At 60.5% G+C, this 14,369-nt stretch carries 15 protein-coding genes, 1 tRNA gene and 1 other RNA gene; 10 read left to right on the forward strand and 7 right to left on the reverse strand.

Annotated features, from left to right (window positions below; genetic code table 11):
- Positions 1 to 268: 268 nt before the first annotated feature.
- On the forward strand, positions 269 to 724 hold the full coding sequence (locus EK16_RS01930; protein ID WP_197059576.1) for a type II toxin-antitoxin system VapC family toxin: 456 nt from the start codon (positions 269 to 271) through the stop codon (positions 722 to 724).
- A gap of 385 nt (positions 725 to 1,109) precedes the next feature.
- Here EK16_RS01930 and EK16_RS01935 read toward each other — a convergent pair whose 3' ends face one another.
- Positions 1,110 to 1,694, reverse strand: a complete 585-nt coding sequence (locus EK16_RS01935; protein WP_038034039.1) for a 2TM domain-containing protein — start codon at positions 1,692 to 1,694, stop codon at positions 1,110 to 1,112.
- A 223-nt stretch (positions 1,695 to 1,917) separates the two neighbouring features.
- On the opposite strand from EK16_RS01935, the gene rpe reads away from it, so the two are divergent.
- On the forward strand, positions 1,918 to 2,610 hold the full coding sequence (rpe, locus tag EK16_RS01940) for a ribulose-phosphate 3-epimerase (RefSeq protein WP_038034040.1): 693 nt from the start codon (positions 1,918 to 1,920) through the stop codon (positions 2,608 to 2,610).
- A 269-nt stretch (positions 2,611 to 2,879) separates the two neighbouring features.
- Positions 2,880 to 3,542 (forward strand): phosphoglycolate phosphatase, encoded by a 663-nt coding sequence (gene gph / locus EK16_RS01945; protein ID WP_038034042.1) that lies wholly within the window; start codon positions 2,880 to 2,882, stop codon positions 3,540 to 3,542.
- A 5-nt stretch (positions 3,543 to 3,547) separates the two neighbouring features.
- On the opposite strand, the gene EK16_RS01950 is transcribed toward gph, so the two are convergent.
- The 5 genes from EK16_RS01950 to EK16_RS01970 all read right to left on the reverse strand — a co-directional run bounded on the left by EK16_RS01950 (position 3,548) and on the right by EK16_RS01970 (position 7,364).
- A complete protein-coding gene (locus EK16_RS01950; RefSeq protein WP_038034284.1) occupies positions 3,548 to 3,781 on the reverse strand; it encodes a DUF433 domain-containing protein in 234 nt (77 codons plus the stop codon).
- 75 nt (positions 3,782 to 3,856) lie between these two features.
- Positions 3,857 to 4,633, reverse strand: a complete 777-nt coding sequence (locus EK16_RS01955; RefSeq protein WP_038034045.1) for a peptidoglycan recognition protein family protein — start codon at positions 4,631 to 4,633, stop codon at positions 3,857 to 3,859.
- A 348-nt stretch (positions 4,634 to 4,981) separates the two neighbouring features.
- A complete protein-coding gene (locus EK16_RS01960) occupies positions 4,982 to 5,977 on the reverse strand; it encodes a cation diffusion facilitator family transporter (protein WP_081910157.1) in 996 nt (331 codons plus the stop codon).
- A gap of 183 nt (positions 5,978 to 6,160) precedes the next feature.
- Positions 6,161 to 6,237, reverse strand: a tRNA-Met gene (locus EK16_RS01965).
- Between the two features lie 155 nt (positions 6,238 to 6,392).
- Positions 6,393 to 7,364 (reverse strand): ArsR/SmtB family transcription factor, encoded by a 972-nt coding sequence (locus EK16_RS01970; RefSeq protein ID WP_051928801.1) that lies wholly within the window; start codon positions 7,362 to 7,364, stop codon positions 6,393 to 6,395.
- A gap of 226 nt (positions 7,365 to 7,590) precedes the next feature.
- Here EK16_RS01970 and EK16_RS01975 point away from each other — a divergent pair, with 226 nt between their 5' ends.
- The 6 genes from EK16_RS01975 to EK16_RS12110 all read left to right on the forward strand — a co-directional run bounded on the left by EK16_RS01975 (position 7,591) and on the right by EK16_RS12110 (position 12,667).
- Positions 7,591 to 8,214, forward strand: coding sequence for an MlaC/ttg2D family ABC transporter substrate-binding protein (locus tag EK16_RS01975; protein WP_038034048.1), 624 nt, complete (start codon positions 7,591 to 7,593; stop codon positions 8,212 to 8,214).
- A 193-nt stretch (positions 8,215 to 8,407) separates the two neighbouring features.
- Complete coding sequence (locus tag EK16_RS01980; RefSeq protein WP_081910158.1) at positions 8,408 to 9,037, forward strand: Tgt2/MlaC family protein; 630 nt, start codon at positions 8,408 to 8,410, stop codon at positions 9,035 to 9,037.
- Positions 9,038 to 9,218: 181 nt separating this feature from the next.
- On the forward strand, positions 9,219 to 9,749 hold the full coding sequence (tsaA, locus tag EK16_RS01985) for a tRNA (N6-threonylcarbamoyladenosine(37)-N6)-methyltransferase TrmO (RefSeq protein WP_038034289.1): 531 nt from the start codon (positions 9,219 to 9,221) through the stop codon (positions 9,747 to 9,749).
- 134 nt (positions 9,750 to 9,883) lie between these two features.
- Positions 9,884 to 10,540, forward strand: coding sequence for an outer membrane protein (locus EK16_RS11265; RefSeq protein WP_051928777.1), 657 nt, complete (start codon positions 9,884 to 9,886; stop codon positions 10,538 to 10,540).
- Positions 10,541 to 10,659: 119 nt separating this feature from the next.
- Positions 10,660 to 12,210: a glutamate synthase-related protein gene (locus tag EK16_RS01995; RefSeq protein ID WP_038034053.1), complete on the forward strand. Its 1,551-nt coding sequence runs from the start codon at positions 10,660 to 10,662 to the stop codon at positions 12,208 to 12,210.
- 82 nt (positions 12,211 to 12,292) lie between these two features.
- Entirely contained in the window at positions 12,293 to 12,667 is a 375-nt protein-coding gene (locus EK16_RS12110) for a hypothetical protein (protein WP_156098428.1), read from the forward strand.
- Here EK16_RS12110 and EK16_RS02005 read toward each other — a convergent pair.
- Complete coding sequence (locus tag EK16_RS02005) at positions 12,661 to 13,449, reverse strand: HAD family hydrolase (RefSeq protein WP_038034059.1); 789 nt, start codon at positions 13,447 to 13,449, stop codon at positions 12,661 to 12,663. The two genes, EK16_RS12110 and EK16_RS02005, sit on opposite strands and share 7 nt — an antisense overlap.
- Positions 13,450 to 13,622: 173 nt before the next feature.
- Here EK16_RS02005 and rnpB point away from each other — a divergent pair.
- Positions 13,623 to 14,124, forward strand: an RNA gene (gene rnpB / locus EK16_RS11290) — RNase P RNA component class A.
- Positions 14,125 to 14,369: the final 245 nt, after the last annotated feature.

Consider the following 14,369-nt stretch of genomic DNA (forward strand, 5'->3'; position numbering starts at 1 on the left):
TGTCCTCAGAGAGGGACCTCCTTTCAAAAAGCATACGGCTCAGATCAAGCCTGCTGGCGGGCGCCATCGCCCACCAAAGCCACCCCGTTCGTGGCCCTGGATTGCCGGGACAAGGCCCGGCAATGACGTTTTCTTTTGTTTATCAATAAGTTAAGCAATAAGCCCCCAACTCATGGAAAGTCTTTTTTCCTCGGTCGATTTGGCGTCAACAGCACGTTTCCTGAATTTCCTTGGACACGACTGAGCGCGAACGGGATGGATGGGATCGATGACCGCGCCCGCCATCGAGGATGGTCGGACCGTCCTGCTCGACACCATGGCGCTGATTTATTTCCTTAAAGGTCATGAGCGGTATGGCCCGGTTTCGGAAGGCATCCTGCGGCGCATCGAGTGCGGCAGGCTCAAGGGCGTTGTTTCCAGTCTCGTCTTCGCTGAGCTGCTGGTGCCGCTCTATCGGGAGGGAAAGGACAAGACGGCGGCCGGCCTCATTTCGCAGCTCTCCTCCTTCGCCAACCTCGCGGTGCACGATCTCGATGCCGAAACTGCCGCCATGGCAGCCCGCCTGCGCGCCGAGTACGGCCTGCGCACGCCCGAAGCTATTCACGCCGCTTCCGCCCTGCTGACGGGTGCCGACGGCATCCTGACCAACGACAGGCAGTTGCGGCGACTGGATGACGAGAGGCTGACGGTTTGGCTGTTCGACGATCTGGCGGCGGCGCCATAGATCGAGACTGCCCCGATCCCTTCTGCCGTCCCAGACGCGCAGGATTTCGATGCGGTCTTCGCGAATGCGGTCGATAAGAGAAGGGGCTGTCCTAGATAAATAAATCAATATTGTTTTATGTTATTGAAATCATGGTAATTTTTCAATGTCTCAATAGTATGATTTTTCAGGGCTGAGAGAAGCGCCAATGGCGATTTTTCGCCATTGGCGCTTCTTGACTATTCTTTTCGCAACTCATTGAATGTCAAGCATGAAACCGCTACGCGGCGGCCCGTAGGGCCGTGCTTGACATTCAATGAGTTGTGGAACAGCAAAACCCAGTTTTTGGGACAGCCCCTTTCCATTTTCTTCAGCGAAGGTGATGGGGCCTTACCTCTGTCATTCGTCATTCCGTCCGCTTCTGTTCGGCCAGGCGTTTCAGGCGTTCTTCCACACGGCGGCGTTCCCACTCTTCGCCGAGAAACCGGGAATGACGGGAATAGGCCCGCAGGCCGTGCAGGAACAGGCCGAGCCCCCAGCCGAGCAGCGGCCATATGGCCCAAATCTTCTGTGGGGTGGTTATCAGATTGATGCCGAGCAGCAGGGCGTTCGCGATTATGAAAAATGCGATGTGAATGAGAAAGGCCCGCTCGCTGCGCACCTGGCGGCGGATATTCTCTTCCTGCGGATCACGGCCGTCTTCCAGTTCGGCATAACGGCGCAGCTGATTGGCAAAATTCAGGGCAGCACGATCCTCCTCGCTCAGGCATGAGCCCGGCATCACATTGCCGGCCGTGGTGTTCATCTGCATGTTCTCCCTCAGTTCGGACAGCTCGCTTTCAAACACCGCAGCCAGGCATTTCAGGGTTTCCAGGCTGGCCCGTCCGCCGTTCTCGAGGCGCTGAATAGTGCGCACGGAAATGCCCGAAGCGGCAGCCAGGTCTTCCTGCGACCATCCCTTCTCAAGACGCAACGCGCGAATGATGTTCATGCTATCAACTCCCTTTCAGCTGCGACATGGCCATTTTCAGCATAACAGCCTGCGCGCGCCACGACACAGCCCCGTCATCCGGCCGTCATTTGCCTGCCGGCAGGCATGGGCGCGCAAACCATACGCCAAGCCATGTGGCAAAAGGCTTCTCGGCGGTTGACATTGCGGGCGCTTTTCCTCTTTCTCGAAATCAAGGGATCATGAGCCACACGGGAGCGAATTCATGAGCAACGAGATCATCATTGCGCCGTCGATGCTGTCGTCGGACTTTTCGCGGCTGAAGGAGGAAATCGAGGCCATTGAGCGGGCCGGCATGGACTGGGTGCATCTGGACGTGATGGACGGGCATTTCGTGCCGAACCTCACCTTCGGCCCGCCGGTCATCGCCGCCATGCGGCCGCACACGAAGAAAACCTTCGACGTGCATCTGATGATCGACAATCCCGACCTGTATCTGGAGGAATACGCCAAGGCGGGCGCGGACATCATCACCGTGCATGCGGAGGCCTGCACGCATCTGGACCGCTCGCTGCAGGTCATCCGCAATCTCGGCAAGAAGGCGGGTGTATCGCTCAATCCGCACACGCCGGAATCCATGATCGAATATGTGCTCGACCGGCTGGATCTCATTCTCGTCATGTCGGTGAACCCCGGCTTTGGCGGGCAGGCGTTCATTCCGGCGGTGGTGGAGAAGATCCGCCGCATTCGCCAGATGATCGGCGATCGCGACATCATCATCGAGGTGGACGGCGGTGTGGCGCCGGGCACGGCGGGGATTGTCGCCGAGGCGGGCGCGCGGGCGCTGGTGGCGGGCTCGGCCGTGTTCAAGGGCGGCAACGAGGAGGCCTACCGGGCCAATATCGCTGCTATCCGCAAGGAGGCGGAAGAAGCCATCGCCAAAATGGCGGCGGAATGAAATCGCATGCAATCTCATGATGTGGAACTCAAGGCGGGCCGGGGCTTGTCCCTCCGGCCCGTTTGTCGTGTCTGACAAGGCAGGACCGAATGGAGCCTATCCGCCCTGCCGGCATAGGCTCGTATCTCGGGAGGCACGCGCACCTGCAAATGTATCTATCGTCATCCTGGCGAAAGCCAGGATCTCGTGCCACAGACTCATGCGTATGAGGCCCGAGACCCCGGCTTTCGCCGGGGTGACGCGTAACTGCCAGAAAGAGTGAAAGATCCATGCGGCTGATTTTTGATCTGGACGGCACGCTAATCGATTCCGCGCCCGATCTGTGTCATGCGGCCAACCGGATGCTGCAAGAGCTTTATGGCGCCGGGCCCATTCCGGTGGAGACGTTTGCCACCTTCATCGGCCAGGGGCTGCCGAAACAGCTGGAGCGGAGCCTGCGGTATGCGGGCATTGAACATCCGTCAGAGGAAGAATTCGCCCGCGCGCTGGAAACGTTCAAGCGCTTTTATGGCGAGGAGCCGGCCAGCCGCACCATCGTGTTTCCCGGCGTGCGCGAGGCGCTGGCGGCGCTGAAGGCGGCGGGGGCGAAAATGGCCGTATGTACCAACAAGTCGGAGGATCTCGCGTGGATGGCGCTGAAGGGGCTGGGGATGGCGGATTATTTCGACGCCTTGGTGGGCGGCGAGACCCTGCCGGTGCGCAAACCCCATCCGGAGCCACTGCATGAATGCGCCCGGCGGCTGGGCGAGGATTCGTGGCCGGTGTTCTACGTGGGCGACTCGGAAACCGATGAAGAAGCGGCAAAGGCGGCGGGCTATCCGCTGCTGCTCTATACGGAAGGGTATCGCAAGAAGCCGGTGGAGGAATTCGATGCGGCCGGCACCTTCGGGCATTTCGGCGAGCTGCCGGGGTTGCTGAAGCAGATGGCGTAGAATTTTCAGCGAATGGGGCGTTGCCGGATGTCCGCTGGCTCATGATTGGATTCGCAGGCCTGCGCCGCGCGGATATCATCCATGGTGCGTTGCGGATAGGCGCGCAAGAGTTCTTCCGGCGCTATTCCTACGCCGAGGTCGCGCAGGATCATTTCCACCGGAATGCGGGTGCCGGCGATCACCGGTTTGCCCATCATGATCTCCGGGTCAACGATGATGTGGTTCCGATACTCTTTCATGGCGCACCAAAATCCTGTCATCGTGTCTGTCATTTCAAGATGACAGATCTTCTGATGCCTGCCCATCCCGTGCTTTCACCAAACCCGCCGCATGCTTGCCAGGCGGGACAAGGCCCGTTTCAAGGTTTCACGGGTGGAAGAATCGGCAAGGCCATCTATACGGGCGGGGCGGAAGCGGCGCTGAAAGGCGCGCACCACGGCCCGGGTCGTTTCATCATAGTCACCGGTTTCGGCTAGGCCATAGCCGAGCCTGGCGAGATCGCGCTGCAGCGCGCACACAGCCGGGCCGGAGTCGCCCGGCTTCAGCATCTCCCCCGGCAGATTGAGCGGGGCTGACGGCGCATGCAGGCACAGCCCCGCCTTGCCCAGGCGTTCCCAGGGGAAATGCTCGCCGGGATCGGCCTTGCGGTCGGGCGCGATATCGGAATGGCCAACCACCCGCCAGGGCGCAATGCCATGACGGCGCACGATATCCTCAACAAGCGCGATAACGGCAGCGATCTGCTTTTCCGGATAGGGCGGCGGCGGATCCTCAAGGTGACCGGCGTTTTGGATCTCAATGCCAATGGAACGGGAGTTCACATCCGTCTCGCCGGCCCAGCAGGAGAGGCCGGCATGCCAGGCGCGCCGCTCTTCGGCAACAAGCTGGATGATCTCGCCGTCCTCATCCACGAGATAGTGGGCGGAGACTTCCGCATCCGGGCTCAGCATCCACAACAGCGCCGATTCACAGGAGGGGCAGCCGGTATAGTGCAGAACAAGCATGTCAATGCCGCAGCCGCCCTTGCGTTCGCCATGGTTGGGCGAGGGGCAGAGGCGGCTGACCCATGGGCTGTCCGGTTCGCTGAGCATCTTTATCCTGCGAATTGCGGCAATTTCTCCACCTTGCCCTTGCGGTTCAACGACGAACTGAAAAAACATTGGGGCTGTCCTAGAAAATAAATCAATGTTGCTTTATGTCATTGAAATCATGGTAATTTTTCAATCTCTCCATAGCATGATTTTTCAGGGCTGAGAGAAGCGCCAATGGCGATTTTTCGCCATTGGCGCTTCATGACCATTCTTTTCGCAACGCATTGAATGTCAAGCATGAAACCGCTACGCGGCGGCCCGTAGGGCCGTGCTTGACATTCAATGAGTTGTGGAACAGCAAAACCAGTTTCTGGAACAGCCCCAAAACATTTTACCGCTCAAGGCCATTCACTCGTCATCCGCGGCCTTGCGGGCGGAAAGCGGCATGGCTGGCGGCAGCGGCGCACAGGGCACGGCATCATGACGCAAACCGGCAGGCGCGCAGGTCGCAATCTGAAAGGCGCCATGTTTGCCGGCCTCGCCCTCATGCTCCGGCTCCACATGAATGGACACGATCACTTCGCCAAAGGCGCGCGCCAGCGCCTCTTCGATGCGGTCACAGATCTCGTGCGCCTCATGCACGCGCATCGCGCCGGGCACGACGAGATGAAAATCGATGAACAGGGCGCTGCCGGCGCGGCGGGCCTTAAGGGCGTGAAACTCAAGGGCGCCGCTGGCGTTTTTGCGGATCACCTCGCGGATTTTCTCCATGGTTCCGGTATCGGGGGCAGCGTCCATAAGCCCTTCTGCCGACTGGCGCAACAGGCCAAACCCGGCCCAGAGGATATGCGCGGCCACGGCCATGGCAATCAGCGGATCGAGGATAAACCAGCCGGTGACCGCGGCGAGGATCACCCCGCCGAGCACACCGATGGAGGTATAGACATCGGCGAGCAGATGCTTGCCGTCGGCGACGAGGGCCGGCGAATTGAGCGCGCGCCCGCGCCGGATCAGCACATAACTCCAGGCGGCATTGAGAACACCGGCAGCAACATTGACCAGCAGGCCGGGATTGTCCCACGAAAAGGTGCGCGGATGGGAAAAGGCCAGCCAGGCCTCGCGGAAAATGGCGAGCGCGGCAATGATGATCAGCGCCCCTTCCAGGGCGGCGGAAAAATATTCGGCCTTGTGATGGCCGAAGGGATGGCCCTCGTCAGGCGGCTGGCTGGCCACGTGAATGGCGGTGAGCGCGGCGATGGCGGCGGCAATGTTGACGATGCTTTCCAGCGCATCGGAATACAGCGCCACCGAGCCGGTCAGCCAGTAGGCGACATATTTCAAGGCGAAAACGGCAAGGCCGACGCCGATGGATCCGATGGCCAGCGTTCTGGTCTGCGTGCTCATGCCCCCGCTTCTTACCGGCTTGAAACGAAGGGGGCAATGCATCAGCCCATCACGGCCGTTTCCGCATCCTGAAAGGCGCAAGCAGGGGCAGGGCAGTATTCTGCTGCCCGATCATGCAGTGGGAATGGCCGCATGGAAGCAAGAAAAAAGCCCGCGATCCGAAGAGGATCACGGGCGGATGGTTGGTTGCGGGGGCAGGATTTGAACCTGCGACCTTCAGGTTATGAGCCTGACGAGCTACCAGACTGCTCCACCCCGCGTCATCACACACCGGCCGGATGGTTCATCCGCACCCGGTGCATATGCGGTGCGGCCCTTATGTAGTCGTTCCGGTGCGGTTTGTGAAGGGGGTAAATGGCCTTGTTTTCACAGCCTCATGTGCGTGCTGGTCAAAACCGGCGTCTGGCCAGGTCCCTCATGTTTCCTTCGATGCCAGCCAGAGGGAAACGGTCAGGCCCTGATCGCCGCGCTCCGGGGGCGGCGGCAGCATATGCGTCTTTATCAGAGACAGGCCGGCCTGCTTCAGCCAGCGGCGCAGGGCGGCATCGGAGATGCCCAGGCGGCGGTGTGCGTGCTCCTCGCGCAGGAATTCCAGCTCATGCGGGGCGAAATCGACAACGAGCAGCCTGCCGTTGACCTTCAGGATGCGGGCTACTTCCTTCAGGGCGGCGGCAGGATCATCCAGATAGTGCAGCACCTGATGCAGGGTGACGAAATCAGCCACGCCCTCATTCAAGGGTATGTCATAGATATCCGCCTTGCGCACCTGCGCATGGGCAAGCCCTGCGGCATCAAGTCGGGCGCGGGCGATGGCCAGCATCTCGTGCGAAAGATCGATCCCCAAGGCCTGATCGGCCAAGGGCGCAAAGAGCTCCAGAATGCGGCCGGTGCCGGTGCCGAGATCGACATAAAAGCCAAAGCGCCCCGTCTCACCCGCCAGCGCACGCATGGCCGCTTCCACCCGTTCCTCGGAAACATGCAGGGAGCGGATGCGGTCCCAGTCCCTGGCGGCGGCGGCGAAATAGCGGGCGGCGCGTTCGGCGCGTTCGCGGCGCACCTCTTCCAGGCGGGCGCGATCCTCGGCCAGGACGGGATCGTGCTGCGGCAAAAGGGCGGTGACCGTGCGGGCCAGTGAAGCGGCAGGGCCGTCCTCACGCATGCGGAACAGAACCCAACTGCCTTCCTTGTGACGTTCAAGCAGGCCGGCCTCGGTCATCAACCGCAGATGACGGGAAATACGCGGCTGGCTTTGCTGCAGGATGTGCGTAAGTTCGCTGACGTTGAATTCGCCGCGCGAGAGGACATGCAGCAGGCGCAGCCGGGTCGATTCGGCCACGGCACGCAGGGCCTTGAGCACCCCTTCCATGTCAGCGGTGGTTTCAGACATGGCCATGCCCCCTGAAAAGCGCAGGCAGGCCCGCATCCCTGTTTTTGCTTGCTTTGGCCATAATTTTCCGCAAATTTGACCGTGAAGCGGGGCGGACTTCTGTCACCATCGGAACGCGAAAGGCGAACGTTTGCGCCTGATGGTGTCAGCTTGATGTTTCAGGCTTTCATATACGGCATCATTGCCGTCCGTCCAGAGACGGCAGGCAAGGACAGGATCCGCAACAATGTCTGAACCGCGTTTTCTCTTCGATTCCGAGTTCGATTTCACCCGGCGATCCTTTCTGATGCTGGGAACGGCCGGCGTGCTCGCCCTGATGGCGCCGCCGCTGAAGGCGGCAAGCGCGGAGGATTTCGTCGCGGATCTGGCGCGCAGGGTCATGCGCCTTGCCGGATCGAAGAGAAGTGCCGCCGCCCTGAAGCGGGAGTTCGTGCGCCTGCTGACGCGCAATGCGGACATGAAGGCGATCGCGCGCTTTGCCCTGGGCAAGTATCTGCGGCGCATGCCCCGCTCCATGCGGGGGGAGTATTACAGGCTGGTCCTGTCCTATATCGCCGGATTGTTCGTCTATTATCGCAAGGATCTGGCCGGAAAGGATGTGCGCATCGGGCGCACGCGCAAGCGCGGGAAGTGGCTGACGGTGGACACCACCGTCATCTATCCGGACGGCAAGACCGCGCCGGTGAAATGGCGCATCTACAAAAGCGGCAGCGGATGGCGCGTGGGCGATGTGAACATTCAGGGCATCTGGCTTTCTTTACGCATGCGCGACAAGTTCGTGTCCATCCTCAACCAGAATCATGGCGATTTCGCCGCGTTGATGGATTATCTGCGGGCGCAGGCAGCGTGATGGGCACGGCGTGTCCAACAAGGACGCGTGGCGCTTGTGCAAGGTGCACGGAATGGTTACCCTTCGTTAACCCTGATGAAAGGTTGATTGGCTAGGGTTTCGCTCAGCGGGGCGTGGCACAGGGGGCGATCATGAACGGAGCTTCCGCAAGAGAGGCGGAGGCGATCACGGTCAGATCGAGAGAGAGTGCGGCATGACGAAGACGGCGAACACTGGGATGCGCATCTCACGCAGGACGATGGGGCTGATTCTGCTTTCCGGCATCGTGCTCGCAGGCAGCGGCCATATCGATATGGCCCGGGCCGCGGAAGCCAAGGCGGCCACACGGGCCCATCCCGCCGTGCGCTACATGCAGAAGGTGGCGCGAGATCTCTTGCGCGCCTATCGCGTCGGCACCATCGCCAGCTTCGACAAGGTTCTCGCCAGTCATGCCGATGTTCCCGCCATCGCGCTCTATTCCCTCGGCCGTTATCAGAACAAGCTTCCCCGCTCCCGCCGCAGCCTCTATTATCGCGGTGTGCGCCAGTTCATGGCCCGCTATTTCGCCGAACAAAGCCACAAGTACGAGATCGCCAAGGCGTGGATCGAGAACAATCCGCTGAAAGACGGGGATGACTGGCTGGTGCGTTCCCGCGTGAAGCTCACCTCCGGCGCCACCTACACCGTGGTGTGGCGGGTGGTGAAACGGCGCGGGCGCTATCGCATCGCCGATGTCAAGGTGCTCGGTTTTTCCCTCGCCTATCTGCAGCGCGGCATCTTCCATCGCTATTTGCAGAAAAAGAATGGCGATGTGAATGCGCTGGTCGCTGCTCTCAACCGCTGAAGAGACGTCTCCGGATTGCAGGGCGGGAGAACCGAAAAGGATCTTCTTTTGCGAAGGGTCTGGGCCCTTGCGTGTGGGCCCAGGTGTGTTCAGGCTTTTCCCAGAAATGACACCGTGGCATGATCCCGGCGCATGTTCATGGCCCGCGTACTGAATGCGGCCGCAATCCGGGATTTCTGCCATGCATGACGATCAGGTGCGGGACGGCGAAGTGGTGCTGCCGTTCGATCCGGGCGCGCAGGAGAACGGCCCCCGCTGTGTCTTCATTGGTCACGTTGAAAGCCCCTGGAAAAACCGGCGCGAATGCCCGCGCAACGTGGCCATTGCCCGGGCGCGCATGCAGGAAATGGGCGCAGGCGCCGCCCTGCACATCGATGCGCCCTACCGGCCGGGTCTGGAGGCGCTTGCGCCATATGAATACATCGTCGTGCTCTATTGGATGCATCAGGCGGCGCGGCACATCATCGTGCAGCGGCCGCGGCACATGCCGGGGCGGCGCGGTGTGTTCAGCCTGCGCTCGCCGGTCAGGCCCAATCCCATTGCTCTTTCCACGGTGCGTGTTCTGGAACTGGATGAACAAAACGGGGTGATCCGCATCGACGCCATCGATTGCATGGACGGCACACCCCTCATCGACATCCGCCCCTGGAACGCGGACATCGACATGCCGCCGGACTGGTGTGAAAGAATGCAATCCAACGATCATAAGTAGAAAAAGAATACTTGTAGTTAAGTAAGTATTTATTGCACATGTTTTTATGCAATTCTTGATAGATTGATTTAAATCAGTGCATTTATTTTTCAAAGAGATATCATTTCAAAAAAGTATATTAGGAGTGGTATGTCATGAAGGGGTTAAAGCGTGGGATTAAGCTCGTTTTGGGAGTCTCTTTTGCGGGATTGGGGATGATGTCGGCCGCCATCGCTGCCGACATGTATGCTTCAAATCCGTGGACCGGATTTTATGCGGGCATTCTGGGTGGTGTGAATGCCCTCAATCCACATCCAAGAGCGAGCAATTTTGTCCAGCCGAAGGATACCAGTTTCCTGGTTGGCGGCCTTCTTGGTTACAACTATCAGATTGATCATTGGGTTCTGGGGGTGGAAGGGCACATCGCCTATACCAATCCTGATAAGACGCGCCCATGTGCAGGTGCTAACTGGCGCTGCAATGCCGGAGCAGACTGGATTGGCAGCATCAGGGCGCGGGCAGGTTTTGCCGCCAATGATCAGGTGTTGATTTTTGCTACTGGTGGTCTGGCCCTACTGGGTTATGAGGGGTATACTTTCTACACACCCACATCCAAAAAATACAAGGATAGTAAAACTTTCACGGGTTGGACGGTTGGCGGTGGCTTCAATTATCGTGTAACTGACAACATCCTTGTCGGTGTCGAGGCCCTTTATGCACGGTATGGGCGAAAGAGCATGCAGTATGACGACCCTTATCCCGTCAAGCCTGCCACATTCTCTGCCTTTGCCACCATCACTTACAAATTCTGAGGCCAATAACGTATCTGTATGAAGGCAGGGCCCTTTCTTGCCGGAAAGGGCCCTTTTGCTATTTTCACTTAGCGGCCCGTTGCCTGGGCTGATCCACATTTTACATGGGGGCGTCTGCCATGAGTCAGGAAAGAGGTCGTCCCGTCATTGGCGCGCTTGAGCCGGAGATCGAGGCGCTTAAAGAAGGGCGCTTTTATGCCTTTTGCCGTTGCGGGCGCACCTGCACGCCCCCGTTCTGCGATGGCGCTCATCGCGGCAGCGGGATTGAGCCGCTCATCTTTCGTGCCGATGCATCCGGCCCTGCGGCATTATGCAACTGCAAGGCCACGGCCGAGCCGCCGTATTGCGACGGTTCGCATGAAAAATTAAAAGGCCTCAATCCCGGCGATCCGGTGCCGCTGCCGCTGTGCCGGCAGGAGATGCCGGATGTGGTGCCCACGCCGTCCGAGCCGACGCTGGCCCTTGTGCATCAACTGGCGCGTCATGATCTTTCCGACATTGGCCGGCACGGCGAAACTGCAAGCATGGGCGTGCCGCGGCCCGAACTGCCGCGCTGGGAGGACATCCTGATTTTGCCTGCGCAGCTTGCCCGCCGGCCGCTGCCCGAGGAAGCGCCGGTGCAGACCCGCACCATTATTGGTCCGCGCGCGAAAAGGCCGCTCGTTCTTGATCTGCCCATCATCATCGCCGACATGAGCTTCGGTGCTCTTTCCTTTGAGGCCAAGGTGGCGCTGGCCAAAGGCGCCGCGGCCGCAGGCGCCGGCATCGCCTCCGGCGAGGGTGGCATGCTGCCTGAGGAGCGCGATCAGAATCCGCGCTATCTGTTCGAGCTGGGCACGGCCCATTTTGGCTGGCGCGAGGATGTGGCGCAGCGTATCGCCGCCTTTCACTTCAAGGCCGGGCAAGCGGCCAAGACGGGCCTGGGCGGCTATCTGCCCGGCAGCAAGGTCTCGGAAAAGATTGCGCAGGTGCGCGGCCTCAAAGCCGGTGAGCCCGCCGTTTCGCCGCCTGTGCACGTGGATCTCATCACGCCGGAGGACTTTCGCCGCTTTGCCGATAAGGTGCGGGCGCTGTCTGACGGGGTGCCCATTGGTTTCAAACTTTCGGCCAATCACATCGAGGCGGACATCGATTTCGCCATGGAAGCGGGGGCGGACTACATCATCCTCGACGGCCGCGGCGGCGGCACTGGTGCCGCGCCGAAAATCCTGCGCGATTCCATTTCCATTCCCACCATCCCGGCGCTGGCGCGGGCCCGCCGGCATCTTGATGCCCGTTGGCCGGGGCATGATGTGACGCTGATCATCAGCGGCGGGTTGCGCACGCCGGCCGATTTCGTCAAGGCCCTGGCGCTGGGGGCGGACGCCATTGCCATCGGCACCGCCGCCCTGCAGGCCATCGGCTGTGTCAACGCCCGCATCTGTCATACGAACAACTGCCCGGCCGGCATCGCCACTCAGCGTGAGGATTTGCGCGCGCGGCTGGATATCGATGCCGCCGCCCGCCGCCTGCAACGGTTTTTGCGCAACAGCGCGGCACTGATGATGATGTTCGCCCGCGCCTGCGGCCATGCGCGGCTTGCCGATTTCTCCCCGCGCGATCTTGCCACGACAAACCCCACACTCGCCCGCCTCGCCGGCATCCCCTTCGCCGGCGTGCAGAGGCTTTAGCCCGCCAGTCAATGCCCAGCCGAACCCCTTTCCGCCCCCGGGGCTGCCCTGTGCTGCACGGGTTCAATAAGGAGAGATTGGGGTGATTGAACGGGGTGATATCGATCTCAAGACACACCAAAATTCCCGGTTCGGTGTTTTAATTTTTCGAGCGTTTAGCCAGCACATTATAAGTGATGTTGGCTATGACGAGTGGAATGGCCAGTTTTATCAGGCCTTTGATGATGGGGCTCATTTGCAGTGGGGACACTATGAACGAAAATATTGCAAAAAACACGAAGAAGATCACGATGGCAACGATGATGGGAATGATTTTGTTCGCCATGCCCCCGGTTCCTTTCGCGTTATCGAGACGCAAGCTTTGTCTTCGATCAAAAAGATTGTTCACGTATTTATAGAATTTATGCGCACGGCATGCAATCAGCAATCAAACACAGCATGGCGCTTCTATCATTGAATGGGGGCCTTAGGCGGGCGCGGGCGGCCGGACCAGCCTTCGATCCAGCGGGCCAGCATGGCGGGGGTGATCATGCTCTGGGCCCAGCCGAAGCCGGAGATGTGCTCATAGGGCAGGTCGGGTTCGCCCAGGTGGGAGACGACGGAAAGGGCATCAGAGAGGTCCTCATCGGCGGTGTACTGCGAGGGTGTGGCCACGACCGGCACGCCGGCACGTAGGGCGGCGATGAGACCATTGCGCGAATCCTCGATGGCCATGGCCTCGTTGTGCGCCACGCCCAGCTTTTCCAGCGCCAGTTCATAAAGATCGGGTGCGGGCTTCTTGGCCGTGACTTCCTCGCCGCAGGCCATGGCGTCGAAAACCTCCGCGGCGGGGCGGCCCAGTGTTGCCTGAATGAGCGCATCCACGTTGGGCGTTGAGGTGGTGGTGGCAATGCCCACCTTCAGCCCGGCCTCCTTCGCTTCCCGGATCAGCCGCGCCACCCCGGGCCTGAGCGGCACGGAACCGTCCGCGATCATGCGCATGTAGCGCTCGGACTTGGCCTTGTGAATCTCCGGAATGTGCGCAAGCATCTCCTCGCCGCGTTCGGGGGCATATGTTTCGATGTAATGGCGGATGCGCTCCTTGCCGCCGGTGACGGACAGAAGTTTCTTGTACACATCCCTGTCCCAGTGCCAGGGCAGGCCGCGGGCAGCAAATTCGGCATTGAAGGCCTCGCGGTGTGCCTCTTCGGTTTCGGCAAGGGTGCCATCGACATCAAAGATGATCGCCTTGAGAGTCATGGTGCCCGTCCGTTCTTTCGCGGCTTCAGTCTTTACCTTCACGGATCCATGTGGACGCGGGGCTTTTGTGACGCGTCGGGGCAAAGAGGTCAACCGGCGCGCATGCGCTGCCAGGCGATGATATAAATCAAGCGCATTGATCCCCTGGGCGAATGTGCCTACATCTTGCTGTGCCAGCCGGCCGGATGGCCGCCGGGGGCGGTTAGTCGCCGCCTCTGGAGGAAAGTCCGGGCTCCACGGAAACAGGGCGCCGGGTAACGCCCGGCGAGGGACCGGTAAGGCAAAGGCTTCTTCGCCTTCGCCTTGCGCGGGAACCTCAGGGAAAGCGCCACAGAAAGCAGACCGCCCCGCGCCGGCCTGTTCGCATCGCCGCAAGAGGTGTGATGCAGCCACAGGCCCGTGTTCGGCGCGGGGTAAGGGTGAAAGGGTGCGGTAAGAGCGCACCGCGCCTCTGGCGACAGGGGCGGCACGGCAAGCCCCGCCCGGAGCAAGACCGAATAGGGACGGCACGCGCCCGCCATCGTTCCGGCGGGTGCAGGGCGTGTTTCCGGCCCCGCCGTCCGGGTTGGTCGCGCGAGGCGTGCAGCAATGCACGTCCCAGATGAATGGCCATCGCCGCCGGCTCCTTTTTACGGGCTGGCGGAACAGAACCCGGCTTACAGGCCGGCTGGCGTTTTTCTTTGCTTTTTTTTTTTGTGATCCGTCTTGGCCGGAAACGCGTAGTGATCCTGTGATTCCTTCCCGGAATGTCACGCATCGAATCGCCATGGCAACCATTTGTTAAGGGAAGCCGATTCAAAAACATCCTTACCCGGCATTAACCATGACTGGCCGCTGTGGCGCTTTCGCCTCCTGGTGTGGGGACTGCGGGCCCGTGATGCGCCAGCGGCAGAAGGGAAGGGCTTTTCAAGGTGCCCGTG

The sequence above is a fragment of the Thermopetrobacter sp. TC1 genome, assembly GCF_000746275.1.
Classification (GTDB): domain Bacteria; phylum Pseudomonadota; class Alphaproteobacteria; order Rhizobiales; family Aestuariivirgaceae; genus Thermopetrobacter.

Bases quoted from the DNA above. Each gene is read 5' to 3' on its own strand.
- EK16_RS01930 (WP_197059576.1), top strand. From the start codon at position 269: ATGACCGCGCCCGCCATCGAGGATGGTCGGACCGTCCTGCTCGACACC.
- EK16_RS01935 (WP_038034039.1), bottom strand. From the start codon at position 1,694: ATGAACATCATTCGCGCGTTGCGTCTTGAGAAGGGATGGTCGCAGGAA.
- rpe (WP_038034040.1), top strand. From the start codon at position 1,918: ATGAGCAACGAGATCATCATTGCGCCGTCGATGCTGTCGTCGGACTTT.
- gph (WP_038034042.1), top strand. From the start codon at position 2,880: ATGCGGCTGATTTTTGATCTGGACGGCACGCTAATCGATTCCGCGCCC.
- EK16_RS01950 (WP_038034284.1), bottom strand. From the start codon at position 3,781: ATGAAAGAGTATCGGAACCACATCATCGTTGACCCGGAGATCATGATG.
- EK16_RS01955 (WP_038034045.1), bottom strand. From the start codon at position 4,633: ATGCTCAGCGAACCGGACAGCCCATGGGTCAGCCGCCTCTGCCCCTCG.
- EK16_RS01960 (WP_081910157.1), bottom strand. From the start codon at position 5,977: ATGAGCACGCAGACCAGAACGCTGGCCATCGGATCCATCGGCGTCGGC.
- EK16_RS01970 (WP_051928801.1), bottom strand. From the start codon at position 7,364: ATGTCTGAAACCACCGCTGACATGGAAGGGGTGCTCAAGGCCCTGCGT.
- EK16_RS01975 (WP_038034048.1), top strand. From the start codon at position 7,591: ATGTCTGAACCGCGTTTTCTCTTCGATTCCGAGTTCGATTTCACCCGG.
- EK16_RS01980 (WP_081910158.1), top strand. From the start codon at position 8,408: ATGACGAAGACGGCGAACACTGGGATGCGCATCTCACGCAGGACGATG.
- tsaA (WP_038034289.1), top strand. From the start codon at position 9,219: ATGCATGACGATCAGGTGCGGGACGGCGAAGTGGTGCTGCCGTTCGAT.
- EK16_RS11265 (WP_051928777.1), top strand. From the start codon at position 9,884: ATGAAGGGGTTAAAGCGTGGGATTAAGCTCGTTTTGGGAGTCTCTTTT.
- EK16_RS01995 (WP_038034053.1), top strand. From the start codon at position 10,660: ATGAGTCAGGAAAGAGGTCGTCCCGTCATTGGCGCGCTTGAGCCGGAG.
- EK16_RS02005 (WP_038034059.1), bottom strand. From the start codon at position 13,449: ATGACTCTCAAGGCGATCATCTTTGATGTCGATGGCACCCTTGCCGAA.